The sequence below is a fragment of the Pseudomonas sp. WS 5078 genome (genome assembly GCF_012985745.1).
Classification (GTDB): Bacteria; Pseudomonadota; Gammaproteobacteria; order Pseudomonadales; family Pseudomonadaceae; genus Aquipseudomonas; species Aquipseudomonas lundensis_A.
Genome location: NZ_JAAQWX010000018.1, coordinates 1 through 25,699, shown reverse-complemented (window position 1 = coordinate 25,699; position 25,699 = coordinate 1). Strand labels below are relative to the sequence as shown.

The 25,699-nt window shown below is 59.0% G+C and carries 24 protein-coding genes and 1 pseudogene; 11 read left to right on the top strand and 14 right to left on the bottom strand.

Annotation, left to right across the window (positions count from 1 at the left end):
* Positions 1 to 30: 30 nt before the first annotated feature.
* On the bottom strand, positions 31 to 348 hold the full coding sequence (locus HBN68_RS19845) for a hypothetical protein (protein ID WP_169965841.1): 318 nt from the start codon (positions 346 to 348) through the stop codon (positions 31 to 33).
* Positions 349 to 623: 275 nt separating this feature from the next.
* Positions 624 to 899, bottom strand: a complete 276-nt coding sequence (locus HBN68_RS19840) for a polyhydroxyalkanoic acid system family protein (protein ID WP_047272977.1) — start codon at positions 897 to 899, stop codon at positions 624 to 626.
* A gap of 110 nt (positions 900 to 1,009) precedes the next feature.
* Here HBN68_RS19840 and ubiE point away from each other — a divergent pair, with 110 nt between their 5' ends.
* The 11 genes from ubiE (at position 1,010) to HBN68_RS19785 (ending at position 11,330) form a co-directional block, all read left to right on the top strand.
* Positions 1,010 to 1,780, top strand: a complete 771-nt coding sequence (gene ubiE / locus HBN68_RS19835) for a bifunctional demethylmenaquinone methyltransferase/2-methoxy-6-polyprenyl-1,4-benzoquinol methylase UbiE (protein ID WP_047272976.1) — start codon at positions 1,010 to 1,012, stop codon at positions 1,778 to 1,780.
* Entirely contained in the window at positions 1,780 to 2,403 is a 624-nt protein-coding gene (locus tag HBN68_RS19830; protein ID WP_169965839.1) for an SCP2 sterol-binding domain-containing protein, read from the top strand. The genes ubiE and HBN68_RS19830 overlap by 1 nt, the downstream gene beginning before the upstream one ends.
* Positions 2,400 to 4,004 (top strand): ubiquinone biosynthesis regulatory protein kinase UbiB, encoded by a 1,605-nt coding sequence (gene ubiB / locus HBN68_RS19825; RefSeq protein WP_094993708.1) that lies wholly within the window; start codon positions 2,400 to 2,402, stop codon positions 4,002 to 4,004. Before HBN68_RS19830 ends, ubiB begins: the two co-directional genes overlap by 4 nt.
* A 78-nt stretch (positions 4,005 to 4,082) precedes the next feature.
* Positions 4,083 to 4,484 (top strand): phosphoribosyl-AMP cyclohydrolase, encoded by a 402-nt coding sequence (gene hisI / locus HBN68_RS19820; RefSeq protein WP_169965837.1) that lies wholly within the window; start codon positions 4,083 to 4,085, stop codon positions 4,482 to 4,484.
* Entirely contained in the window at positions 4,477 to 4,809 is a 333-nt protein-coding gene (locus tag HBN68_RS19815; protein WP_048364568.1) for a phosphoribosyl-ATP diphosphatase, read from the top strand. Before hisI ends, HBN68_RS19815 begins: the two co-directional genes overlap by 8 nt.
* Before the next feature lie 23 nt (positions 4,810 to 4,832).
* Positions 4,833 to 5,111: a twin-arginine translocase TatA/TatE family subunit gene (locus HBN68_RS19810; RefSeq protein ID WP_019825245.1), complete on the top strand. Its 279-nt coding sequence runs from the start codon at positions 4,833 to 4,835 to the stop codon at positions 5,109 to 5,111.
* Between the two features lie 10 nt (positions 5,112 to 5,121).
* Positions 5,122 to 5,538, top strand: a complete 417-nt coding sequence (gene tatB / locus HBN68_RS19805; protein WP_169965835.1) for a Sec-independent protein translocase protein TatB — start codon at positions 5,122 to 5,124, stop codon at positions 5,536 to 5,538.
* A gap of 4 nt (positions 5,539 to 5,542) precedes the next feature.
* Positions 5,543 to 6,337: a twin-arginine translocase subunit TatC gene (gene tatC, locus HBN68_RS19800; RefSeq protein ID WP_094993711.1), complete on the top strand. Its 795-nt coding sequence runs from the start codon at positions 5,543 to 5,545 to the stop codon at positions 6,335 to 6,337.
* Entirely contained in the window at positions 6,334 to 7,044 is a 711-nt protein-coding gene (locus tag HBN68_RS19795; RefSeq protein ID WP_094993712.1) for a 16S rRNA (uracil(1498)-N(3))-methyltransferase, read from the top strand. The genes tatC and HBN68_RS19795 overlap by 4 nt, the downstream gene beginning before the upstream one ends.
* A gap of 226 nt (positions 7,045 to 7,270) precedes the next feature.
* Positions 7,271 to 9,187, top strand: coding sequence for a methyl-accepting chemotaxis protein (locus tag HBN68_RS19790; protein ID WP_169965832.1), 1,917 nt, complete (start codon positions 7,271 to 7,273; stop codon positions 9,185 to 9,187).
* Positions 9,188 to 9,413: 226 nt separating this feature from the next.
* Complete coding sequence (locus HBN68_RS19785; RefSeq protein WP_169965830.1) at positions 9,414 to 11,330, top strand: methyl-accepting chemotaxis protein; 1,917 nt, start codon at positions 9,414 to 9,416, stop codon at positions 11,328 to 11,330.
* Positions 11,331 to 11,375: 45 nt separating this feature from the next.
* Here the strand turns inward: HBN68_RS19785 and HBN68_RS19780 are convergent, their stop codons facing one another.
* From HBN68_RS19780 to HBN68_RS19725, 12 genes and pseudogenes are all read right to left on the bottom strand, one after another.
* Positions 11,376 to 12,110 carry an amino acid ABC transporter ATP-binding protein gene (locus tag HBN68_RS19780; protein ID WP_169965828.1) on the bottom strand — a complete coding sequence of 245 codons (735 nt, stop codon included), beginning with the start codon at positions 12,108 to 12,110 and terminating at the stop codon, positions 11,376 to 11,378.
* Positions 12,103 to 13,065: an amino acid ABC transporter permease gene (locus HBN68_RS19775; RefSeq protein WP_169965826.1), complete on the bottom strand. Its 963-nt coding sequence runs from the start codon at positions 13,063 to 13,065 to the stop codon at positions 12,103 to 12,105. The genes HBN68_RS19780 and HBN68_RS19775 overlap by 8 nt, the downstream gene beginning before the upstream one ends.
* A gap of 142 nt (positions 13,066 to 13,207) precedes the next feature.
* Positions 13,208 to 14,005, bottom strand: coding sequence for a transporter substrate-binding domain-containing protein (locus HBN68_RS19770; RefSeq protein ID WP_094993717.1), 798 nt, complete (start codon positions 14,003 to 14,005; stop codon positions 13,208 to 13,210).
* 246 nt (positions 14,006 to 14,251) lie between these two features.
* Positions 14,252 to 16,804, bottom strand: a complete 2,553-nt coding sequence (gene mdoH, locus HBN68_RS19765) for a glucans biosynthesis glucosyltransferase MdoH (protein WP_169965824.1) — start codon at positions 16,802 to 16,804, stop codon at positions 14,252 to 14,254.
* Complete coding sequence (locus tag HBN68_RS19760; RefSeq protein WP_346010222.1) at positions 16,797 to 18,521, bottom strand: glucan biosynthesis protein G; 1,725 nt, start codon at positions 18,519 to 18,521, stop codon at positions 16,797 to 16,799. Before HBN68_RS19760 ends, mdoH begins: the two co-directional genes overlap by 8 nt.
* Before the next feature lie 230 nt (positions 18,522 to 18,751).
* Positions 18,752 to 19,189: a D-aminoacyl-tRNA deacylase gene (gene dtd / locus HBN68_RS19755; protein WP_094993719.1), complete on the bottom strand. Its 438-nt coding sequence runs from the start codon at positions 19,187 to 19,189 to the stop codon at positions 18,752 to 18,754.
* Positions 19,186 to 20,157: a prolyl aminopeptidase gene (gene pip, locus HBN68_RS19750; RefSeq protein WP_169965822.1), complete on the bottom strand. Its 972-nt coding sequence runs from the start codon at positions 20,155 to 20,157 to the stop codon at positions 19,186 to 19,188. The genes dtd and pip overlap by 4 nt, the downstream gene beginning before the upstream one ends.
* Before the next feature lie 189 nt (positions 20,158 to 20,346).
* Positions 20,347 to 21,153, bottom strand: a complete 807-nt coding sequence (gene hutG, locus HBN68_RS19745; RefSeq protein ID WP_094993721.1) for an N-formylglutamate deformylase — start codon at positions 21,151 to 21,153, stop codon at positions 20,347 to 20,349.
* Between the two features lie 11 nt (positions 21,154 to 21,164).
* Complete coding sequence (hutI, locus tag HBN68_RS19740; protein WP_094993722.1) at positions 21,165 to 22,370, bottom strand: imidazolonepropionase; 1,206 nt, start codon at positions 22,368 to 22,370, stop codon at positions 21,165 to 21,167.
* A gap of 28 nt (positions 22,371 to 22,398) precedes the next feature.
* Entirely contained in the window at positions 22,399 to 23,802 is a 1,404-nt protein-coding gene (locus HBN68_RS19735; RefSeq protein WP_094993723.1) for an amino acid permease, read from the bottom strand.
* A 74-nt stretch (positions 23,803 to 23,876) separates the two neighbouring features.
* Positions 23,877 to 25,409, bottom strand: a complete 1,533-nt coding sequence (gene hutH / locus HBN68_RS19730; RefSeq protein ID WP_094993724.1) for a histidine ammonia-lyase — start codon at positions 25,407 to 25,409, stop codon at positions 23,877 to 23,879.
* A 106-nt stretch (positions 25,410 to 25,515) separates the two neighbouring features.
* Positions 25,516 to 25,699, bottom strand: a pseudogene (locus tag HBN68_RS19725) (urocanate hydratase); the annotation flags it as partial.

Below are 25,699 nucleotides of genomic sequence, written 5' to 3'. Positions count from 1 at the left end.
TCGACAATGCGTACCGTACGGAGGCAATACTTATTGTAGACGCGACTCGGGGAAGGCTTCTTCCATTAAATCAACTGCATCAATCTCCATGCTCCAACTGTCTTTCTCTGCAACCTCCCCCATCAATGTGAACATCACACTGTTGCGATAGACAATAATACAGCCGACATTCAGCTCGCTCGTATCCTGGACGGAAAACTTGGTGAGATCTTCGTCCTCTCGCTGCTCATCGACGATTAGATGTTCACGATTCTTGACGAAGGCATGGATCACGGCTCGCGCCTTTTCAATCGCCTCTTTGTGATCAACTTTAGGGGCATGCACAACCATATAGCGATAAACAGACATTCAATAATTCCCTGTTGGTTTTGTTAATTCTGGCCAAACAATACCCACAAACATGAAATTATCAAAAATAAGAAAACCTCTACTCCCTTCAACTAAACCCTATACAAATAAACAACTTAAGAAACTTCCCGCTCAATGGCTTACGTCATCAGCGTCAAGCGCCGACGCCTCGCACACAATAAAGTGACTGCCTCCAACACATGCGTTCACACCCCTTACTTCCACTTGCCACCCAGCCGAGTGGGAACGGCAGGGGCAGCAAGCCTGATGTCAATTCACGCCAGCGCCTTATCCAGCGAACGCTCGATTTCAGATTTGATCATGCCGCTCATCGCTGACATCAACATGCCCAGTTTCACATCGACCTTGACGGTGTTCTCGCTGATTTCCAGCACACCATCCACACCTGAGCGCTTGAAGGCGACCTTGTCTCCCGACCATTGAGGCTTGAGCCCGTATTGCGACTCAAGCTTGGCAACCACGTCCCGCGCCTTCACGCGTGCGACCTCCAGGCCAAGGGTATGGGTGCGTTCAACGTTGATGTGCGCCATGGCGGTTCTCCTCATAAATAAGCCGCTCACTATACTTACATTGACCCTCGCCAAGACAAAGTCAGCCTCCGGGATTAGAATGGCCAGCATTCTCTTTTGGTGACAGCGATATGACTGATCAGCGCAAAGGCAGCGATGCCGAACCCACCACACACTTCGGCTTCAAAAACGTTCCGGAAAGCCAGAAAGCGGAAAAAGTCGCCGAGGTATTCCATTCCGTAGCTGGCAAATATGACCTGATGAACGATGTTCTGTCAGGCGGCATGCACCGCCTGTGGAAGCGTTTCACCATCGAGCTGTCGGGCGTTCGTCCGGGCAACAAGGTGCTCGACATCGCTGGCGGCACGGGCGATCTGGCGCGCAAGTTTTCGCATCTGGTCGGTCCCACCGGTCAGGTGGTCTTGGCCGATATCAACGCCTCGATGCTCAAAGTCGGCCGTGACCGCCTGCTGGACAAAGGTGTGGCCGGCAATATCGAGTTTGTTCAGGCCGACGCTGAAAAGCTGCCGTTCCCGGACAACTACTTCGATTGCGTGACCATCGCTTTCGGTTTGCGCAATGTGACCCACAAAGAGGACGCCCTGCGCTCGATGCTGCGCGTACTCAAACCCGGTGGTCGCCTGCTGGTGCTGGAGTTCTCGAAACCGACCAACGCCCTGATGTCCAAGGTCTATGACGCCTATTCGTTTGCGTTCATGCCCATGGTCGGCAAGCTGGTGCTCAACGACCCGGAAAGCTACCGCTACCTGGCTGAATCGATCCGCATGCACCCGAATCAGGAGACCCTGAAGTCAATGATGGTCGAAGCCGGTTTTGACCGTGTGACGTACCACAACATGACCTCGGGCATTGTTGCCTTGCACCGCGGCATCAAGCCCTGATGCTGCTCAGCGGCCTTCTCGCCAGCGTCGAGAGCGGTGTAAACCGTGTCTTGCGCCTGGACAGCACTGCACTGGCGCGCATGCGACCTTTGACCGGCAAGGTTATTGCGGTTGAATGCGCGAGCCCCGCGCTGCAGCTGTTCATCCTGCCCAGCGATGAAGGATTGCTGCTGGCTGGCCAATGGGCCGCTGACGCCGATTGCACCCTGCGCGCCCCGGCGTCCAGCTTGCTGCGCCTGGCCTTGAGCAAAGACAAAACCGCTGTGTTACATGGCCCGCAGGTCGACCTCGAAGGCGACAGCCACGTGCTGATGGAACTGGCGGCAATCCTTCAAGATCTGGAGCTGGACTGGGAGTTCGAGCTCTCACGCTGGATCGGCCCGGTCGCGACCGCCCTGATCGCCGGTCATGTGCGCAGCCGCGCCAACTGGTATCAACACGGGTTCGCCAGCCTTAATCAGAACCTGGCCGAATACCTGAGCGAAGAAGCCCGCACGTTGGTCGGAGAACGTGAAGCGCAAGCGCGCTTTAACGAACTGGACCAACTCAAACTCGACCTGGACCGACTGGAAGCGCGCGTTGAGCGCCTTTCTCGATCCCTCAATTCCAGCGATCCCGCATGAAGCTGCTTGCCATTCGTCGTCTGTTTCGCATCCAGCGCGTTGTCATTCGTTACCGACTGGATGACCTGCTGTTCGCCCTGCCGTTGCCATGGTGGATGCTGTCGCTGCGCTATGTGTTGCCGTGGCGCTGGTTCCCGCGCAAAAAGCTTGAACTCAGCCGAGGCGCTGCGTTGCGCCTGGCGTTGCAGGATTTGGGGCCGATTTTTATCAAATTCGGGCAGATCCTCTCCACTCGTCGCGATTTGCTGCCGCCCGACATCGCGGACGAGTTGATGCTGCTGCAAGACCGCGTACCGCCGTTCGACCCGCAATTGGCCGTGAAACTGATCGAGGAGCAGTTGGGGGCCAAAATCAGTGACGTGTTCAGCCGCTTCGATATCGAACCGCTGGCTTCGGCATCCGTCGCGCAGGTGCACGCCGCCAAGCTCAAGACCGGCGAAGAAGTGGTGGTCAAGGTCGTTCGCCCGGGTCTCAAGCCGATCATCGGTTCTGATCTGGCGTGGCTGTTCATTCTGGCCAAGACCGCCGAGCGTCTGAGCGCAGATGCCCGTCTGTTGCACCCGGTGGATGTGGTCAGCGATTACGAAAAAACCATTTACGACGAACTCGACCTGTTGCGCGAAGCGGCTAATGCCAGTCAGCTCAAGCGTAATTTCGAAGGCTCGCCACTGTTGTATGTACCGCAGATTTATTGGGACTGGTGTCGCCCGAAAGTTTTGGTCATGGAGCGCATTTACGGGATTCAGGTCACGGACCTGGCCGCCCTCGCCGATCAGCGCACCGACATGAAACTGCTGGCTGAACGCGGCGTCGAGATTTTCTTCACCCAGGTGTTCCGCGACAGTTTCTTCCACGCAGACATGCATCCCGGCAATATTTTCGTCAGCACTGTGAGCCCCTGGAGCCCGCAGTACATTGCCATCGACTGCGGCATCGTCGGCAGCCTTACGCCTGAAGATCAGGACTATCTGGCACGCAACTTGTTCGCGTTCTTCAAGCGTGACTACCGCCGTGTGGCGCAATTGCACATTGATTCGGGCTGGGTGCCAGCACACACCAAACTCAATGAGTTCGAAGCGGCCATACGTACGGTGTGCGAACCGATTTTCGAAAAACCGCTGAAAGAAATTTCCTTTGGTCAGGTGCTGATGCGCCTGTTCCAGACGGCGCGACGTTTCAACATGGAAGTCCAGCCGCAGTTGGTGTTGCTGCAAAAAACCCTGCTCAACATCGAGGGCCTCGGACGCCAGCTTTACCCCGACCTCGATCTGTGGAGCACGGCGCAACCCTTCCTTGAGCGTTGGATGCGTGAACGCGTCAGCCCCAAAACCCTGTTGCGCAACTTGCACAGCCAGGTCGAGCAAATTCCGCATCTGGCTGGCATGACCCGCGACCTGCTGGAGCGCCTCTCGCAGCCTCACGCGAAAAACCAGAAACTGGTGGTCACTGAACCTCGGGATAGCTGGTTCTTGCGCTTGCTCGGGGCGGGACATTTGGCCGCAGGTGCTTTGCTGGCCTCCGTTGGCCCCCTGCACACCCTCGGCTATTGGCCCGCTGGCATCATGCTGGCCGTGGGCTTGTATCTGATCGTGCGCCGATAGCCAGCCCCAGGTGAGGCTGGCAAACTGTGCATTCGCCGGTCCGGGCCATCAGGTTCGGGCCCGTTGTCGGAGTCAAACATGAAAGACTGGCTGGACGAGATCAAATGGGGCAGCGACGGCCTGGTGCCGGCGATTGCCCAAGACCATAAAACCGGGCGCGTCTTGATGATGGCCTGGATGAACCGCGAAGCGCTGAGCCTGACTGCGGCCGAGAACCGTGCCATTTACTGGTCACGTTCCCGTGGCAAGCTGTGGCGCAAGGGCGAAGAATCAGGGCATGTGCAACAGTTGCACGAGATGCGCCTGGACTGCGACGCCGACGTCATCATCTTGATGGTTGAGCAAATTGGCGACATCGCCTGCCACACCGGACGTCAGAGTTGCTTCTACCGCGTGTATGAAAACGCTGAGTGGAAGACCGTTGATCCGGTCCTTAAAGACCCGCACGCCATTTACCAAGCAGGGCACTCCCATGACTGACACCTTGAGCCGCGTTGCCCAGGTCATTGAAGAACGTAAAAATGCCGAACCGGGCAGTTCTTATGTCGCCAGCCTGTACCACAAGGGCTTGAACAAGATTCTGGAAAAGGTCGGTGAAGAATCGGTAGAGACCATCATTGCCGCCAAAGACGCCGCCATCAGCGGCGATTGCAGCGATGTGATCTACGAAACCGCTGACTTGTGGTTCCACAGCATGATCATGCTCGCCCAATTGGGGCAGCATCCCCAGGCTGTGCTGGATGAACTGGAGCGTCGCATCGGCACCTCCGGCCACGTGGAAAAAGCCTCGCGGCCGTCCGCCTAACCTCTTTTGCAAAGGAACAGATCATGGGCATTTTTGACTGGAAACACTGGATCGTCATTCTGGTAGTCGTGGTACTGGTCTTCGGCACCAAAAAACTGAAAAACCTGGGCACTGACGTCGGCGAGTCGATCAAAGGCTTTCGCAAGGCGATGAACGATGACGAGAAGCCGGCCGAGCCTGTGGTGCCGCCTGCGCAGCCTACTGCCGCGCCGCAGCCGCACACCACGTCGACCTTGAACGAGCCGCACACCATCGACGTGCAGGCACAAAAAGTCGAAGAGCCAACCCGCAAAGACGTGTGAGCCAAAACCCATGTTCGGTATCAGCTTCAGTGAACTGCTGCTCGTCGGCCTCGTGGCCTTGCTGGTGCTCGGTCCCGAGCGGCTGCCGGGGGCCGCACGCACGGCAGGTCTGTGGGTCGGGCGCCTGAAACGCAGTTTCAACGCGATAAAACAGGAAGTTGAACGTGAAATCGGGGCCGACGAAATCCGTCGGCAACTGCACAACGAACATATCCTGTCGATGGAAGAGGAAGCCAAGAAGATCATGGCGCCTGTGCAAGACGCGTTGAAGCCGGTCACACCGGTGGAGCCGCCTGCGACTCCCGTGGCGGCCGCGCCTGCCGAACCCGCCAGCCCCGCGCCTGTGAGCCTGAGCAAAACCGCGTCCGAGCCTGCGCCTGAACCGGCAGCGCCACACGACCCAACCCTGCCACCGCGAGCCCCTTAAGCGCATGAGCGACATTCCTGAAAATGACCAGCCGATGCCGCTGGTCTCGCACTTGACCGAGCTGCGCACCCGCCTGTTGCGCTGCATCGCGGCGATTTTCATCATCTTCGCCGGTTTGTTCGCCTTCACGCAGCAGATCTACACGTTGGTTTCCACGCCGCTGCGCGAATACCTTCCGGTTGGCGCCACGATGATCGCCACCGACGTGGCTTCGCCCTTCCTGACGCCGCTCAAGCTGACCATGATGGTTTCGCTGTTCATTGCGATCCCTGTGATCCTGCACCAGATCTGGGGCTTCATTGCGCCCGGCCTGTACAAGCACGAAAAACGCATCGCCGTGCCGCTGCTGATCTCCAGCATTTTTTTGTTCTACGCCGGGATGGCCTTTGCTTACTTCCTGGTGTTCCCGCTGGTGTTCAAGTTCTTCGCCGCCGCCACCCCGGAAGGCGTGGCCATGATGACCGACATCAGCAGCTACCTCGATTTCGTCATGACCCTCTTCTTCGCCTTCGGTGTCGCCTTTGAAATCCCGGTGGCCGTGGTGCTGCTGGTGTGGATCGGCATCGTCGACGTCAGCTACCTGCGCAAGATCCGCCCATACGTGATCATCGGCTGCTTTGTGGTCGGCATGATCCTGACCCCGCCGGACATCTTCTCCCAGACCCTGCTGGCGATCCCGATGTGGATGCTGTTTGAAATCGGCATTCTGTTCGGCAGCCTCGTGAGCAAAAACAAACGCGGCGACGCAGACGATCAACCGGCCGATCAAAACGCCCAACCGCCAGCGCCACACGCGTGAACCTGCTGCTCCTCGAAGAGGCTGATTTCATCGCCGCCGACCGCGTGATCCTGCGCGATCGACGTCTGACACACATGCAAGACGTTCACCGCGCTGCTGTTGGCGACAGCCTGCGAGTCGGTCGGATTGGCGGCTTGATGGGCACTGCCGAGTTGGTGCGCCTTGAAGCCAAAGAGGCGGAGCTGGTCATCCACCGTCTCGACCAACCGCCACCGGCCAAACTGCCCCTGACCCTGTTGCTGGCCCTGCCTCGCCCGAAAATGTTGCGCCGTGTGCTGCAAACCGTGGCGTCGATGGGCGTCCCCAACGTGGTACTGGTGAACAGTTACCGGGTTGAAAAAAGCTTCTGGCAGACCCCGTTCCTAGAGCCTGACGCAATTCGCGAGCAACTGATCCTCGGGCTGGAACAGTCCAGGGACAGCGTGCTGCCTGAAGTCATCATCGAAAAGCGCTTTAAACCCTTCGTCGAGGATCGCCTGCCCGCCCTGGTGCAAGGCACGCTGGGGCTGGTGGGCCATCCGGGCAATTACCCTGAATGCCCGCGCGGGCTGGACGAAGCCGTGACCCTGGCCATCGGCCCGGAAGGTGGCTGGATCCCTTACGAAATTGATTTATTGACCAACGCCGGCCTGCAACCGGTGCAACTGGGGCCGCGCATCCTGCGGGTCGAAACAGCCGTCACCGCCCTCCTCGCCCGTCTTTTTTAAGGCGTTCATCACTGTTTGCGGGTGCCTCGCACCCGATTGCAGCTCCTGCCCATGCAGCGGCATCCAACACGGTTTCGTTTGCTGGAAAACATCCTGCAATAAATACAATTCGTACATATCCCTCAAGTTGCCCCGCGGGCAGCCGATAGACAGGCTCCGCAAAAAGATACTCAGTGGCCATGGACGGCTTGTATCGATGTGAATCGATCAGAGAAGGAGCATCACCATGAACACTTGGTTGACTACCACGTTGGGCAATATCAGCGTCAATCGTAAACTTGGCCTCGGCTTCGGCCTGGTGCTGGTGCTGACGCTGTTGATTACCGTCACAGGCTGGCTCGGGCTGGCATCGATCATTGATCGCAGCAACAAGCTCAGCACCATTTCCAACACCGTCGCACTGGTCAAAGACCTGCGAATCGCCCGCGTCTCTTATGACCGCGACAATGGCGCACATGGCCCCACCGAGGTCAACGATCTGTTGAACCGGATCGAAGACAACCTCAAGCAAGCCAGGACACAACTGGTCTTGTCTCAAGATGTGGCGATGATCACTCAAGAAGTGAAAGCCATCGGTGAATACAAAAAAATCTTCAGCCAGATCGACGAGGCCACTCAGGCCCGTGAAGTGAGCCGCGCGCTGCTGGGCACCAGCGCCGACAGTGCCGTCGCGCATATCGACACCATTGAGCAGGACGTGCTCAAGGGCAATGACCTGGCCATGCTCAACCGGGTCGATCAGTTGCTGCGCCAACTGCAAAACGCGCGCTATCAAGTGCGCGGCTACACCCACAGTGGTGAAGCACAGGCGGCTCAACCCGCACTGGACGCCATCAGCCGCGCCCAAAGTGAACTCACCCGCCTGTCGAGCACCCTGCCAACCGAATACGCCCCGCAGCTGCAACAAGTCAAAACAGCGCTGACTCGCTATGGCGACACATTTGTGCAGTTTCGTGACTCGCAAGTGCTCAGCGACCAACAACAAAACAAGCTCAAAGCCTTGGGTGACAGCCTGGTGAACGTGAGTAATCAATTGGCTCAATCGCAAACCGAAAAACGTGACAGCGACGCGCAATATGCCAAAACCGCGCTGGCGCTGTGCGCCGTCCTGGCGCTGGTGCTCGGCTCGCTGGCGGCGTGGCTGATTACCCGGCAAATCGTTAACCCGCTGCAACACACGTTGCGCATTGTCGAAGCGGTGGCCGCTGGCGATCTGACCCAGGATCACCCGACCCAACGCCGCGACGAGCTGGGGCAGGTGCAACACGCCATTGCGCGCATGACCGGCGAGCTGCGTGAACTGATCGGCGGCATCAGCGACAGCGTGACCCAGATCGCCAGCGCCGCCGAACAGTTGTCCGCCGTGACCGAACAGACCAGCGCCGGGGTAAACAGTCAGAAAATCGAAACGGACCAAGTCGCGTCGGCGATGCATGAAATGGCCGCCACCGTGCACGAAGTGGCCCGCAATGCCGAAGACGCGTCGGTTGCCGCCGTCGCAGCCGACCAGCAAGCGCGTGAAGGGGACACGGTCGTGGCTCAGGCCATGGAACAAATCGAACATCTGGCCGCCGAAGTCGAGAAATCCACGGAGGCGATGACGCACCTGCGCCAGGAAAGCGGCAAGATCGGCAGCGTGCTTGATGTCATCAAGTCAGTGTCGCAACAGACCAACCTGTTGGCGCTTAATGCGGCGATTGAGGCCGCCCGTGCAGGCGAGGCCGGGCGCGGCTTTGCCGTGGTGGCCGATGAGGTGCGCAGCCTGGCCCAACGCACTCAGGCCTCCACAGAGGAGATCGAAGAGCTGATCGTTGGCCTGCAAAACGGCACACAGCGGGTGTCTGCAAGCATGGACAACAGCCGCGTGCTGACCGACAGCAGTGTCGAACTGACGCGCCGCGCCGGTGCATCGCTGAGCACCATCACCCGCACGGTGTCGACCATTCAGGGCATGAACCAACAAATCGCCGCCGCCGCCGAACAGCAAAGCAGCGTGGCGCAAGAGATCAATCGCAGCGTGCTCAACGTGCGCGACGTATCTGAGCAAACGGCCGCCGCCAGCGAAGAAACCGCCTCCTCCAGTGTCGAACTGGCGAGGCTGGGTACTCACCTGCAAGGGCTGGTACGCCGGTTCAAGGTTTAAATCCTGCCGCGAGGGGCTGCTTGCAGCGGCCTACTCGCAACCTCGCTGCTGTTCGGCAGCAACTACACTGCGTGATGGCATAAAGCCTGCGATGTCCATCACACTCTGAGCAACTGCGCCTTCAGTTATGGGGCGCGGCGCCGATGGCCTGATAACCAATAAAAAGACCGCGATACATGGGACAGCCTCTTATGGAGTCGAGTCGGTCAAAAAAAGGAGCTGCGCCATGTACCGTTGGTTAGCCCACACGCTAGGCAATGTCAGCGTCAATCGTAAACTCAGTCTGGGCTTCGGCCTGGTGTTGCTATTGACGCTGCTGATTACCGCCACAGGCTGGAACGGTCTGGTGTCTGTGATCGACCGCGGCGATAAGCTGGCGAATATTTCTAAAATCATCGCGCTGACCAAAGACTTGCGCATCGCGCGGCTGGATTACGAGCGAGACAGGGGCGAACACGGCCCTGGCGAACTCAACGCCAGCCTGGCCGGGCTGGACGACGCATTGGAGACGTCGCGTCGGCAACTGACGCAGCCAGCAGATATCGAACTGGTGCAACAGCAATTGGCAGCCGTGGCTGACTATCGCCGCGCCGTGGCTGACATCACCCAGGCCACCCAGGCGCGCGAGAACAGCCGAACCCAGCTGGGAGCGACCGCTGACAACGCGGTAGCCAAAGTGGCAGACATCGAAAAAGCCCTGCTGCAAGGCGACAGCGTGGCGCAGTTCAACAGCGTGGTTGAACTGAGCAGACTGCTGCAACAAGCCCGTTTCCAAGTGCGCGGTTACACCTACAGCGCAAAACCGGAGGCCGAACAACCGGCGCTGGACGCAATCGACAACGCCCTCAAAGAAATCGACAGCCTGCCCGCGCGGCTTCCAGGCGAACACATCGCCAACCTGCAACAGGCCAGCCAGTCGCTGCAAAGTTACCGCGCGGCCGTTGCCAGCTTCCGTGACGCTCAGGTCGCCAATACTCAAGTGCTCGAGCGCATGCACGTTCTGGGCACCACACTGATCGACTTGAGCAAGCAACTCTCGGGCATGCAAACTGCCAAGCGCGACAGTGACAGCCAGCACGCGAAAAACCTGTTGTTCGGCTGCACCGTGCTGGCGCTGCTACTGGGTGCTATCGCGGCCTGGAGCATCACGCGCCAGATTGTGATTCCGCTACGCCAGACCCTGGAAACCGTAGAGCGCGTGGCCGCAGGCGACCTGACACACAACTACGACACACCGCGTCGCGACGAAATGGGCCAGTTGCAACGCGCCGTTCAGCGCATGACCGTGGGCCTGCGGGAGTTGATCAGCGGCATTACCGATGGCGTGACGCAAATCGCCAGTGCGGCCGAGGAACTGTCCGCCGTCACCGAACAGACCAGCGCCGGGGTCAACAGCCAAAAGGTCGAAACCGATCAAGTGGCCACCGCGATGCATGAAATGGCCGCTACCGTGCAGGAAGTAGCGCGCAATGCCGAAGAGGCATCAGAAGCCGCTGTTGCCGCCGATCAACAGGCGCGTGAAGGTGACAAGGTGGTGGGAGAAGCCATCGCCCAGATCGAGAGACTGGCGATTGAAGTCGGTCACTCCACCGAGGCCATGGGCCACCTCAAACGCGAAAGCGACAAGATCGGCAGCGTGCTGGACGTGATCAAATCGGTGGCCCAGCAAACCAACTTGCTGGCCCTCAACGCAGCCATTGAGGCGGCCCGGGCGGGCGAAGCGGGACGCGGTTTTGCCGTGGTGGCCGATGAAGTGCGCAGCCTGGCGCAACGCACCCAGCAATCAACCGAAGAAATCGAAGAACTGATTGCGGGCCTGCAAAGTGGCACCTTGCAAGTCGCCAATAGCATGGACAGCAGCCGCAGCCTGACCGACAGCAGTGTCGAGCTGACCCGCCGCGCGGGTGAGTCGCTGGGCAACATCACACGTACGGTCTCGACGATTCAAGGCATGAACCAGCAGATCGCCGCAGCGGCCGAGCAGCAAAGTGCAGTGGCCGAGGAGATCAACCGCAGCGTCTTGAACGTGCGCGACGTGTCAGAGCAGACCTCGGCAGCCAGTGAGGAAACGGCTGCTTCGAGCATTGAATTGGCGCGACTGGGCACGCATTTGCAAGGGTTGGTGGGCCGTTTCAAAGTGTAGGCCGCTTGCCCTCTGCCGCTGTCACGGGCAGAGGGCAACGTGTACTTACAGCACCTGCCGCAAAAACGCTTGGGCACGCAGGTCTTTTGGCGAATTGAAGAAGTCCTCCGGGGCAGAATCTTCCAGCAACTTGCCATGGTCAAAGAACAGCACGCGGTTCGCCACTTCCCGGGCAAAGCCCATTTCGTGGGTCACGCAGACCATGGTCATGCCTTCCAACGCCAAGGTTTTCATCACGTCCAGCACTTCGCCGACCATCTCCGGGTCGAGCGCCGAGGTGGGCTCGTCAAACAGCATAACCTTGGGTTCCATCGCCAGCGCCCGGGCAATCGCCACCCGTTGCTGCTGCCCGCCCGAGAGGCGCGACGGGTATTCATTGGCTTTCTGGCCGATACCGACCTTTTCCAGCAGTGCACGGGCCTTGGCTTCGCGCTCGGCCTTGCCCCGCTTACGCACGACTTTCTGTGCCAGGCACAGGTTTTCAAGCACGGTCATGTGTGGAAACAGGTTGAAATGCTGAAACACCATGCCGACTTCTCGGCGGTAAGCATTTACGTCGGTTTTGGGGTTGGCGAGGTCGACCCCGTCAATGCTGACCGAGCCCGAGTCGAAATCTTCCAGGCCATTCAAGCACCGCAAAAACGTCGACTTGCCCGACCCGGACGGGCCAATCACCACCAGCACTTCGCCCTTAGCGACCGTGGTGCTGACGTTATCCACCGCGCGGACAATCTGCCCACGGGTGTCGAAGACTTTTACCAGTTCGCGGACTTCAATCACTTTGCGCGAGCCTCCGCTCAAGACGGCTGGCCAGGTTGGACAGCGGCAGGTTGATCAACAGGTACAGGCCCGCCACACAGAACAAAATCTCGAACGGCGAGAACGAGGTGGTAATGACTTCGCGCCCGCTCTTGAGCAGCTCGGTAATCGCGATCACCGACACCAGCGAAGTGTCCTTGACCAGGCTGATGAACTGCCCGGCCAGCGGAGGCAGCACGCGTTTAAAGGCTTGCGGCAACACCACGTAACGCATCGACTGGGTGGCATTGAGCCCCAATGAACGCGCCGCTTCGTTTTGCCCGCGGGCAATGGACTGCACGCCAGAACGTATGATTTCAGCCACGTACGCGCCCGTGAACAGCGACAGCGCTGCAATCCCGGCGAACTCGCGGGACAGGTTGAGTACGGTGCCGATGAAGAAGTAGAAGATGAAAATCTGCACCAGCAGTGGCGTGCCACGTACCAGCTCGACATACAGGGTCGACAGGTCGCGCAGGGTCGGGTTATTCGACAGCCTGCACAGGCCGGTGGTCAGGCCAATGATCAGCCCCAGCACCCCCGAGACCAGCGACAACCACACCGTGGTCCACAACCCCAGCAGCAAAGGGCCAGCGGCCCAATGTCGGGTGACGCCAATCACATCGCCTTCGGCAACGTCGTCGCCCTCAGCCAGTTGCACGCTGTTATCGGCCACCGTCAGGCGTTGTTCGGTGCCATCGTCGGCGCGCAAGACCACTTCGGCCTGATCGCCTTTGCGTACCAGTTCAATCACCGTCGAGGTTTCAGCTGCCCGCTGAGCTTCCTCCGCCTGATAGACGAAGTACTGCGGGACTCGGTTCCAGCGCCACTCGTAGGACATCAGCGAGGTGGCGTAATACAGCGCGCCAGCCAGGCCGATAAGCACCAGCACGGTCAACACATGCCAGGGCCACTGTGCTTTTTTTTGTTTGATCACGTTGCAATATTTCCGTCGAGGTCAGCGCGGCAGACTGTGTGAAGTCGCTGCCGCAGGCTGCGATGGGCTGCGCGCCAGCCCAGGTGTCAGAAGGCCCTCGGGCCTTATCGCAGCCTTGGGCAGCGACTACAGGAGACCGCGTTTATTCCATGTCCTTGAGCCAAGTGGTGTCTTTGAACCACTTGTCATGGATACGATCGTAGGTGCCGTCTTCGTGGATCTGGTGCAGGAAGTTATTAATGAAGTTGATGCTGTCGTAGTCGCCTTTCTTCAGGCCGAAGGCCAACGGCTCGTAGGTGAAGGGCTGATCGAGGAACACCAGTTTGCCGTCACCGAACTTGTTAACGGCCACCACGTTGTAAGGCGCGTCGTAAACAAAGGCATCGGCCTTGCCGTTAACCACGTCCAGCACACCTTCAGGCTCATTGTCATAGCCGTGATACTGGGCCTTGGACATCAGCTTTTTGGCGATCATTTCGCCCGTGGTGCCCAACTTCGAGGTCAGGCGGTATTGCGGATCGTTGAGGTCTTTGTAGCTCTTGACCTTGTCAGCCAGTTCCTTGCGGATCAGCAGGGTCTGACCGACCACGATGAAGGGTTCGCTGAAGTTCAGGCGCAGGTTGCGCTCCTGAGTCAGGGTCATGCCGCTGCCGATCATGTCGAACTTATTGGTCATCAACGCCGGGATAATGCCGTCATAGCCGGTGGAAACCAGCTCCAGCTTGACGCCCATGGACTTGGCCATGGCTTTGAGCAAGTCGACTTCGAAACCAATGATCTGACCGCGCTTGTTGGTCATTTCGAACGGCATGTAAGTCGGGTCCATGCCCACCTTCAACGTACCGCGTTTGACCGCATCATCAATAGCGCCTGCGTGGGCTGCGCTGACCGCCAGTAGTGCAGTGACACCGAACATCAGTTTCGACAGAAACTTCTTCATCATCAACTCCCCGGAAACTACTTAAAAAAGGCGTTGGCCAACGGCGGGCCCGATACTCAAAGCCAACACAGCCGGGCATTCGCCCACTCGGAGACGGATGCTAACTCAGAGCAGAGGGAGCACAAAGGTTTTGCGTAAGAAAAGCGTTGTGCGCATCGGGATATATATCCGCGATTGCTGTTGAACATAGCGCCATGGCCTGTGCGATAACCAAAAAAAACCCCACCGAAGTGGGGTTTGTCTGCATCAGGCGGCCGGTTGTAACGGCAACAGCGGCGCATGAGGGTCGGCGGCGATCGACTCGCGCCAGGCATTGAGCCAGTCTTCGTGGCCTTCGTCCCACACCAACGCGTGCAAGCGTGCCAGAGCAACAGGGTCGCTCAGCAGCGCCATGCGCTCGTTGTTGTTAAGCCCGCCAGGCCCCACTTTCAAGGCATGACGCACCCGCTCGGCACGCAACCACTCAATCGGTTCGGCCTGACGGTGACGCGAGGTCGCCAGTGCACAAGCCAACGCGTTCTGCTGCGGGTCCACCACGGAACGGATAAACCCGTCGTGCAACGCGTGGTAACGATTTTCGTGGGTGTATTCGGCGGTGGCCGACAATTCACGGGGCGGCGCATATTCCTCAGGGATCAGGAACAGGCTGGCGTCACGGGACTTGAGGCCCAGCTTCACCCGGCTGGAAATCACCGACACCGGAATCGACAACATCAACGAGCCCACAATCGGCACCAGCCACCACAGGAAGCTCGGGTTCAACCACAACACCAACGCTGCCCAGGCCGCACCCAGCAGGGTTTGCGGACCATGGCGGCGCACGGCTTCGCTCCAGGGCGTAGAGTCATCGTCACGTTGTGGCGAGTTCCACGTCGCGGCCCAGCCCAAGAAAGCGGCCAATACGAAACGGGTGTGGAAGATCATGCGCACCGGCGCCAGCAGCATGGAGAACAACATCTCCAGAAGCATCGACAGCGTGACTTTGAACTTGCCGCCAAACTGCTTCGCGCCTTTGGCCCAGATCAGGATGATGCTCAGCAACTTGGGCAAAAACAGCAGCACGATGGTGGTCGAGAACAACGCCACGGCTTTTTCCGGGTGCCATTGAGGCCACAACGGATACAGCTGACGCGGTTCCATAAAGTACTGCGGTTCCATCAGCGTGTTGACCGCCAACAACGCTGTCGACAGCAGCAAGAAGAAGAACCACAGCGGCGCCGACAGGTATGACATCACGCCCGTCAGAAACACGGCCCGGTGAACCGGGTGCATGCCTTTGACCAGGAACAGACGGAAATTCATCAAGTTACCGTGGCACCAGCGACGGTCGCGCTTGAGTTCGTCCAGCAAGTTCGGCGGCAATTCTTCATAACTGCCCGGCAAGTCGTAGGCAATCCACACGCCCCAACCCGCACGGCGCATCAACGCGGCTTCAACAAAGTCGTGGGACAGAATCGCACCCGCAAACGCGCCTTTACCCGGCAATGGCGCGAGGGCGCAATGCTCGATAAAAGGCTTCATGCGGATGATGGCGTTGTGGCCCCAGTAGTGGGATTCACCCAACTGCCAAAAGTGCAGACCGGCCGTAAACAGAGGGCCGTAGACCCGCGTGGCGAACTGCTGCATGCGCGCATACAGCGTGTCCATGCCCGACGCCCGTGGCGCGGTCTGAATGATGCCCGCGTCCGGCGTGGCTTCCATCAAGCGCACCAGGCTGGTCAGGCATTCGCCGCTCATCACGCTGTCCGCGTCGAGCACCACCATGTACTTGTAATCGCCGCCCCAGCGACGGCAGAAGTCGTCGAGGTTGCCGCTTTTACGTTTCACACGGCGACGGCGACGGCGATAGAAAATCCGCCCGAAGCCTTCGGTCTCGCGGCACACGTCAAGCCAGGCTTGCTGTTCAGCCACGCAGATGTCGGGATCGTTACTGTCACTGAGGACGAAGAAATCGAAACGGTCCAGGTCACCGGTGGCCGCCACTGATTCGTAGGTCGCACGCAAACCGGCAAACACGCGAGTCACGTCTTCGTTACAGATTGGCATGACCAAGGCGGTGCGGGCGTCTTGCGGGATCGGCTCATTGCCGGCGCTGGCGCCCGAGATGCGGTACTTGTCATGACCGGTCAACAGTTCCAGAAAACCCATCAGGGCCGTCCAGAAACCCGCCGACACCCAGCAAAACAGAATCCCGAACAGAATCAGGATGCTGGTTTGCAGCGCATACGGCAGCACCTGTTGCGCGGTTTGCAGCAACGGCTGATGAATCACTTCGTCCAGATCGACAAACGACCAGCCCTGGTACGGCATGATGCCTTTCATGTACCAGCCAGCGACGATGGTCTGGCCGAGCATCAGGATCAGCAAGATATAACGGCGGATAGACCCCACCGTACGCCAGCGCGCCTTGGGCAACACGCGTTCATCTTTCGGCGGTGCGGGTGGGTTGCTGCGCCCGGTCAGACGCCGCCAGCCACGGACCAGAATGTTGGTGCGCCACGGCTCGGGCACCACTTTGGTACGACGAATCGGCGGCGTGGCCTTGAGCATGACCCGGCCACTGGCATCGACGCCGAGCATTTCGGCGTCTTCCAGGGCTTGAGCCGTGCTGAGCTTCAAGCGCGAACCCACCGACGCCTGAGCGGCCTCGGCGGTGTTCGCGTCAGGACGGGCCGAGAGGCGCTCATGCAACTCCTCGAAGGATGCGCAGTTCGCCAGTTCGGCGCGCTGCTCATCGCTCAGCGGAAGGTGCGCCAGGTACTCGCTGAGCGAGACTGACTGTGCTTGAGCATTACTCATCGGCTGGCAACTGGTAGCTCCAGGTCTCGGTCAAAACCTTTTCAGTCTTGACTGGCGCTGGGGTGGCAGGGGCAGCCTCGGCCGCAGGCGCTTTGGCGTCTTTGGCTTTTTGCTGGTCTTTCTTTTCCTGAGCCTTGGCGGCGGCTTTTTCAGCCTTGGTCAACGGAGCCGCCGGGGCAGGCTCTTCGTCTTTGACCAGCGCGGCACGCAGCTCGGTGGATTTGCCCGGGTCTTTGACCTTCAGGCGCAGCGTCAAACGCCAGCCCTTGGTTTCCGGGTTGTAGCGCAGGTTGTTTTCCACCAGCTCGGCGTTGTCGCCCACGCTGACTTGACTGCGTACGGCGGCGTCTGCAGGCAGCTTCTCAAGGGACGGGCCTTCGAAGTCGATCAGGTACGCCACGCTGCCGTCCGGTTGACGGATCAGGTTGGACTGCTTGACGTCACCGGTCGAACGCAGCGTTTGCTGGGCCCAGGCGCTGTCTTTAGGGTGCAGGGCGGCTTCGTCCATCGTCCAGTGCAGGCGATAGGCGAAATCGAAAGGCTTGAGCGGCTCAGGCTGGGTTTCCGGGCTCCAGAAAGCAACGATGTTGTCGTTGGTCTCGTCAGCGGTCGGAATTTCGACCAGGTCCACCGTACCTTTGCCCCAGTCACCCTGTGGCTCGATCCAGGCACTTGGACGCTTGTGGTAGTTGTCGTCAAGGTCTTCGTAATGGCTGAAATCACGGCCGCGTTGCAGCAGGCCAAAGCCCAGCGGGTTTTCAACCGAGAAGTTGCTCACCGACAAATGTTTCGGGTTGTTCAGCGGACGCCAGATCCACTCACCGTTACCGGCATGAATGGCCAGACCCGACGAGTCATGCAGTTCGCGGCGGTAGTTGAGGACCTTCGACGGCTGATTGGCGCCGAACAGGTACATGCTGGTCAGCGGAGCGATGCCCAGCTTGCCGACTTTGTCACGCAGGAACATTTGCGCTTTGACGTCGACCACCGTGTCGACACCCGGGCGCAGTGTGAAGCGATATGCGCCGGTCGCACGTGGCGAATCCAGCAGGGCGAAAATCACCAAGTGCTTGTCACCGGCTTTCGGGCGTTCAATCCAGAACTCGGTGAAACGCGGAAATTCTTCGCCGGACGGCAAGGCCGTGTCGATCGCCAGACCACGGGCCGACAGGCCGTAGGTTTGGTCCTTACCGACAACACGGAAATAACTGGCGCCGAGCATGGTCAGGACTTCGTCCTGCTTATCGGCTTTGTTCAGTGGATAAAGGACACGGAAGCCTGCCCAACCGAGGTTCTCGGTGGCTTTAGGGTCAAATTGCACATCGCCGAAATCGAAACGACTGGCGTCGTACTTGATCTCTTCCACCTTGGTGGCGGTGACTTCGTTGATTTTCACCGGTGTGTCGAAATGCATGCCCTGGTGATAGAACGACAATTTGAAAGGCGTTTTGTCGTCAGCCCACTGCGCTTTCTCGTTGCGGAAACGAATCTTCTGGTAGTCCGCGAACTTCATGTCGCGGAATTCGTTAGGCAGATTGCTGCGCGGAGCCTGGTACTTCTGCTCGGCGAGGGTTTTAGCCTCCGCCGCCACGTCATCCAGACTGAATGCCCACAGTTGACCCGCACCGAACAAGCAAAAGAGCGCAGAGCCCGTCACCAGTGCGTTGCGTAACCGCTTGGCAGACTTTTTTGGTGCATTAAAGGGACTAACAATCACGAGCAAACCTCGCCGAATACAGATGATGAAACCAACCGCCAGCGATTGAATGCCGGGTTGGCGAGCACTGTTCCGACCTTCAAAGGAATGAATGATTCCCCGAACGCATCGGATTAGTCTCTGTGTAGCGCGCGATTATCTAGTAGGCCGCGTTACAACGCATCTAGTGTCAGCAAGTATTTGTGCTTAAAAAACCCTGTTTTCTGACGAAAACGCGTTTTTTCAGGGTTTTAGGTTTGTAGCAGAAATGTCACAGGGCCATCATTGACCAAATGGACCTGCATATCGGCACCAAATTGTCCTGATGCCACGTTCGTGTGCAACCGCTTTGCTTCGTCCAGCAGGTGGTTAAACAACGACTCGGCCAGGCCTGGCGGCGCGGCCGTAGAGAAACTCGGCCGCAGCCCGCTTTTGGTGTCGGCGGCCAGTGTGAACTGAGACACCAGCAGCAAACCGCCACCGATATCCATCAGTGACAGGTTCATTTTGCCTTCGGCATCGCTGAACACGCGGTAATTGAGCAGCTTGTGCAACAGCTTGGCGGCATTGGCCTCGGTGTCGCCGGGTTCGACGGCCACCAGCACCATCAAACCCTGATCAATCGAACCGACTGTCTCCCCCGCCACGTCAACCCGCGCGCCGGTAACCCGTTGTAAAAGCCCCTTCATGCTTCATCCGGTTGCAGGTTGAGCAAACGACGCGCCATCTCATCGGTGGCCCTGACCAGTGCATCGGTAATACCAGGTTCAGTGGCCGAATGCCCTGCTTCGCGGATGATTTGCAGCTCGCTGTCCGGCCAGGCCTGGTGCAGCGCCCATGCGTTATCCAGCGGGCAGATCACGTCATAACGGCCATGCACGATCACACCGGGCAAATGCGCGATTTTGTGCATGTCGCGAATCAGTTGGTTGGGTTCAAGGAAGGCGTTGTTGGTGAAGTAATGGCATTCAATGCGCGCAATCGACAACGCGCGCTGGGTCTCACAAAAACGGTCTACTACCTGCGGATTGGGCCGCAGGGTGGCCGTGCGCCCTTCCCATGTCGACCAGGCTTTGGCGGTGTGCAGTTGCGCGATCTGATCATTGCCGGTCAGGCGCTTGTAATAAGCCGAGAGCAAATCATGGCGTTCGTCTTCAGGGATAGGCGCCAGGTAGTCTTCCCAATAATCGGGAAACAGTCGGCTAGCCCCTGCCTGGTAGAACCATTCAATTTCTTGTGGCCGGGCCAGAAAGATTCCGCGCAGAATCAGCCCATGCACTCGGTCCGGGTGGCTTTGGGCGTAGGCAAGTGCCAGCGTAGAGCCCCACGAACCACCGAACAGCACCCATTTGTCGATCCCCAGATGCGAGCGAATACGCTCCATGTCGGCGACCAAATCCCACGTGGTGTTGTTTTCAAGGCTGGCGTGCGGTGTGGAGCGCCCGCACCCGCGCTGGTCGAACGTGATGATGCGGTACTTGTTGGGGTCGAAATAACAACGACTGTTGGCATCGCAGCCCGAGCCCGGGCCCCCATGGATGAAGACCACCGGCAGGCCATCTGGCGTGCCGCTTTCATCGACATAAAGAACATGCGGCTCATCGACAGCCAGATCGTGCCGGGCGTAGGGTTTGATCTGCGGGTACAAGGTCTGCATTGCGCACTCCATGGGGTTGAGGTCATCCCTGGGGGGACTTCAAAAATGTTGCCGTCCGGCATCATAAACCCGATTCGCGGCAATGAGCATGTCCTTATAGAAACAAGGGTTGAAGATCAGCGGCGTTTCCCTGCCGCGCTCCCCAACCCCGTCTATCTTCCTGATGCTTGTGGCTGAGGCCCTGTGAATTCAGGCACGCCCATAGCGCGCCTGTCCCCACGCAATAATCCGCTCCAGCAATTGCCTCAGCACCACCTGCGTGGGCTTCGCCAGATCTTCGCGGTAATCAAACGGTTCAAACTCCTCCATATACGTACTCTGGGCCAACTCCAGTTGCACGGCATGAATGTTGGCAGCCGGGTTCCCGTAATGGCGGGTAATGTGCCCTCCCTTGAAGCGCCCGTTCAGCACATGGCTGTATTGAGGGTGCTGCGCGCAAATTGCTTCCAGATCGCTGGCCAGTTGCGGATCACAACTGGCGCCATTAAATGTTCCCAGGTTGAAATCCGGCAGTTTGCCGTCAAACAAGTGCGGGATAAATGAACGGATCGAGTGCGCATCAAACAGCAATGCATAGCCAAACTCGTCCTTCAGCCGCGCCAGCTCTTGCTGCAAGGTCTGGTGATAGGGCTTCCAGATCTGCTCAAGGTACGTGGCCCGCTCTGTCTTTGAAGGCGCCAGCCCTTCGCGAAACAACGGCACTCCGGTAAACAGCGTGTCCGGAAACAAACCCGTGGTCGCGCCAACGTACATCGGCGCATCGTCCTGCGGGCGGTTGAGGTCAATCACGAAACGCGAATACTCGGCCGCCAGCGTGCTGGCCCCCAGCTCGGTTGCAAACTCATAGAGCTTGGGGATGTGCCAGTCCGTGTCCGGCAGGCTGAGCGCCTCGGGGATTAACCCGGCCCGGACCTCAGGCATCAGGCGCAGCCCCGCGTGGGGCATGCTGATCAGCAATGGCACGCGGCCTTGTTTGAATGTCAGAACCTTCTCCACACGCCTTTCTCCTAAAGCACTACATCGGCGCCGTTGCGCACGACACGTTTGTCCAGATCGCCACCCAGCCAGTACGCCAGATCCGCCGGACGATCAATGTTCCAGGCCACGAAATCGGCCACTTTTCCCGGTTCCAGCGAACCATGGGTCTCGCCCATGCCCAGCGCCGTGGCCGCGTGCAACGTGACGCCGGCCAACGCTTCTTCAGGCGTCATGCGAAACAGCGTGCAGGCCATGTTCATCATCAAACGCAATGACAACGCAGGCGAGGTGCCGGGGTTGAGGTCGCTGGCAATGGCGATGCTCACACCGTGCTTGCGCAGAGCTTCCATCGGCGGCAGCTGGGTTTCACGCAGGAAATAAAACGCACCCGGCAGCAGCACCGCGACCGTACCGGACGCGGCCATGGCCATGGCGTCTTCTTCGGTCATGAACTCCAGATGATCCGCCGACAACGCCTGATAACGTGCTGCAAGGCTGGAACCGTGCAGCGACGACAGTTGCTCTGCATGCAGCTTGACCGGCAATCCCAAGGCCTGCGCAACCTTGAACACACGCTCCACCTGCGCCGGGGAAAACGCCAGGTATTCACAGAACGCATCCACCGCGTCCACCAACCCTTCAGCCGCCAACGCGGGCAGCATTTCATTACAGATCAGGTCAATGTAGTCGTCCGCGCGGTCCTTGAACTCCGGCGGTAACGCATGCGCCGCCAGACAGGTGCTGCGTACCGTGACCGGCAGCGTTTGGCCCAGGCGGCGAATCACCCGCAAGATTTTGCGCTCGCTTTCAAGGCTTAAGCCGTAGCCGGATTTGATTTCGACGCTGGTCACCCCTTCGCGCAATAAACACATCAGCCGCTGACGTGCGCTGGCGAACAATTCCTCCTCGCTGGCTGCACGGGTTGCACGCACAGTGCTGGCAATTCCGCCCCCTGCTGCCGCAATTTCGGCATAACTCACGCCTTGCAGGCGCTGTTCGAACTCGCCGCTGCGGTTACCGCCAAACACCGTGTGCGTGTGGCAATCGATCAGCCCCGGTGTCACCCACGCACCTTCTAGGCCATAGGTGTGACTGTACGCACCTTGCGGAGCGTGCAACCGAGGGCCGATCCACTCAATGAAGCCTTCACAGGTAACAATGGCTGCGTCCTCAATGATCGAGTACGCACCACCGGCCATGGTTGCGACATTGCAGTGTTGCCAAAGCGTTTTCATTCACTCACTCCGCAGTTAATCGTTGGGATCAGGACAACTCAGGCTGGGGTTTGACCGCATGCGCAGCCAACGGTTTTACCCACAACCGGTACGCCACGACCAGGAATGCAATCCAGACTGCGCCCACAATCAGTGCCGCACGGGTGTCAGGGAAATAGCCCAACACGCCGAAGATAAACACCATGAACACGGTGGCCGCGATTGGAGCATACGGCCAGAACGGCACCGGGAACTTGAGCTGTGCCACTTCTTCGGCCGTCATCGAGCGGCGCATGGCGATTTGCGTGACCAGAATCATCAGCCACACCCACACCGTGGCGAACGTCGCAATCGAGGCAATCACCAGGAAGATGTCTTCCGGGATCAGGTAGTTCAGCACCACACCGGCCAGCAACGTCACACCCATCACCAGCACCGTCATCCACGGCACGCCATGGCGCGAGATCTGCGCGAAGCCTTTAGGTGCCTGGCCTTGCTGGGCCAGGCCAAACATCATGCGACCCGCCCCGAAGATGTCACTGTTGATTGCCGACACCGCCGCTGTAATCACCACAATGTTCAGGATCGTCGCTGCCGAGCTGATGCCCAGGCTGTCGAAAATTTGTACAAACGGGCTGCCCTGGCTGCCGATCTGCGTCCAAGGGTAAATGGCCATCAGCACGAACAGGGTCAGCACGTAGAACAGCAAAATACGCAACGGCACAGCATTGATGGCTTTCGGGATGACACGTTGCGGGTCTTTGGCCTCGCCGGCTGTGATGCCAATGATTTCAATACCGCCAAAGGCAAACATCACCACGGCAAACGAGGCAATCAACCCGCCCACGCCGTTGGGCATAAACCCGCCGAACGACCACAAATTGCTGATCCCGGTAGCTGCGGCGTCTGCACTGCCCGCGCTGCCGATGCCAAACAGCATGATGCCGAAACCGGCCAGGATCATCGCGACGATAGCGGCAACCTTGAGCAGCGACAGCCAAAACTCCATCTCACCAAAGACTTTGACGCTGCACAGGTTCAGGCCGCCAATCAGCAGCACGATGCCCAGCACCCAGATCCAGCGCGCCACGTCGGGGAACCAGAACCCCATGTAAATGCCGAACGCCGTGATGTCGGCCAGGCACACGATGATCATTTCAAATGCGTAGGTCCAGCCAAGGATAAACCCCGACATCGGTCCCAAATAAGTACTGGCGTAATGGCCAAACGACCCTGAAACCGGATCGCGCACGGCCATTTCGCCCAATGCGCGCATAACCATGAACACGGCCGCGCCACCTATCAGGTACGCCAGCAAAACCGCTGGCCCGGCCATCTGAATGGCCGCCGCCGAACCGTAAAACAAACCCGTCCCGATCGCTGAACCCAGCGCCATGAAACGGATGTGGCGAGCCGTCAGCCCGCGCTTCAAACCTTGAGCTTGCTTGTGCATTTCGCGCGTCCTTAATTATTTTTGTCGGCGCACACCACCGCACAGAGGGCTAAACGCCCTCTGCGGCGACGTGATTACAGGCTTGGCAGAATCCGCGCAGGCACCAGCGCGTTCAGGCAACGCGACGCCAGCAATTGCATGGCTGCATCAATGTCAGGGGCGAAGAAACGGTCTTTTTCATAGAACGCCACTTTTTCACGCAACGTGGTGCGTGCGATTTCCAGCTTCGGAGAGGTTTTCAGGCCATCGCGCAAGTCGAGCCCCTGACAGGCCGCCAGCCACTCAACAGCCAATACACCGCGCACGTTTTCAGCCATTTCCCACAAACGCTTGCCCGCAGCAGGAGCCATAGACACGTGGTCTTCCTGATTGGCCGACGTCGGAATGCTATCGACACTGTGGGGGTGGGACAACGCCTTGTTCTCGCTGGCCAACGCGGCGGCGGTCACTTGAGCAATCATAAAACCGGAGTTGACCCCGCCATTGGCCACCAGGAACGGCGGCAATTGCGACATGTGCTTGTCCATCATCAGCGAGATGCGACGCTCGCTCAGCGAGCCAATTTCAGCGATGGCCAGCGCCATGTTGTCGGCAGCCATGGCCACGGGCTCGGCATGGAAATTACCCCCGGAAATCACGTCGCCCTGCTCGGCGAACACCAGCGGGTTATCCGAAACCGCATTGGCTTCGATGCCCAGCACTTCGGCCGCCTGACGGAACTGGGTCAGGCAAGCGCCCATGACCTGCGGCTGACAGCGCAGCGAGTACGGGTCCTGGACCTTGTCGCAGTTCTTGTGGGACAGCGACACTTCGCTGCTTTCACCCAGCAGGTCGCGATAAATGGCTGCTGCATCTATTTGCCCACGCTGGCCACGCGCTGCGTGAATGCGCGGGTCGAACGGCGAGCGTGAACCCAACACCGCTTCAACCGTCAGGCCGCCACAGGCCATGGCAGCGGCAAACAGGTCTTCGCCTTCAAACAAGCCACGCAACGCAAATGCGGTGGACACTTGCGTACCATTGAGCAACGCCAGCCCTTCTTTGGCAGCGAGCGTCAGCGGCTCCAAACCGGCCTGTTTCAAGGCAGTGCGTGCGTCCAGCCACTCACCTTTGTAGCGCGCCTTGCCTTCGCCCAGCAGCACCAGCGACATGTGCGCCAATGGCGCCAGGTCGCCCGATGCACCCACGGATCCCTTGAGCGGAATGTGCGGATACACCTCGGCGTTGATCAGGGCGATCAATGCGTTGATCACCACGCGGCGGATACCCGAGAAGCCGCGGCTCAGGCTATTGACCTTGAGCACCATGATCAAGCGCACCAGGTCGTCACTGATCGGCTCGCCAATCCCCGCAGCGTGGGACAACACCAGAGAACGCTGAAGGTTTTCGAGGTCATCACTGGCGATTTTCGTCGATGCCAAGAGCCCGAAACCGGTGTTGATACCGTAGGTGGTACGGTTTTGCGCAAGGATCTGTTCAACACACGCAACACTGGCATCGATCTGCGCCGATGCGCTTTCATCCAGCGTGAGGGCCACTGGCTGCTGATAAATGTCACGCAGCTGGGCAAGGCTCAATTGGCCGGGAATCAGGTTTAACTCAAGCACGTTAATACTCCTTCACGCGTGTTGATAAATGACGTTTTTATTGTGGGCTGACGTGCTCGCAGGGGGACGCATCCACGCCTGCGCACGCGCGTCATCAACATACGGCTTAGCCGTTAATCATCGGCAGGTTCAAACCCTGCTCGTTGGCGCAGTCAATGGCGATGTCGTACCCCGCGTCGGCGTGGCGCATCACCCCGGTGGCCGGGTCGTTGTGCAGCACGCGGGCAATGCGTTCGGCCGCTTCGTCGGTGCCATCACACACGATCACCATGCCCGAATGCTGCGAGAAG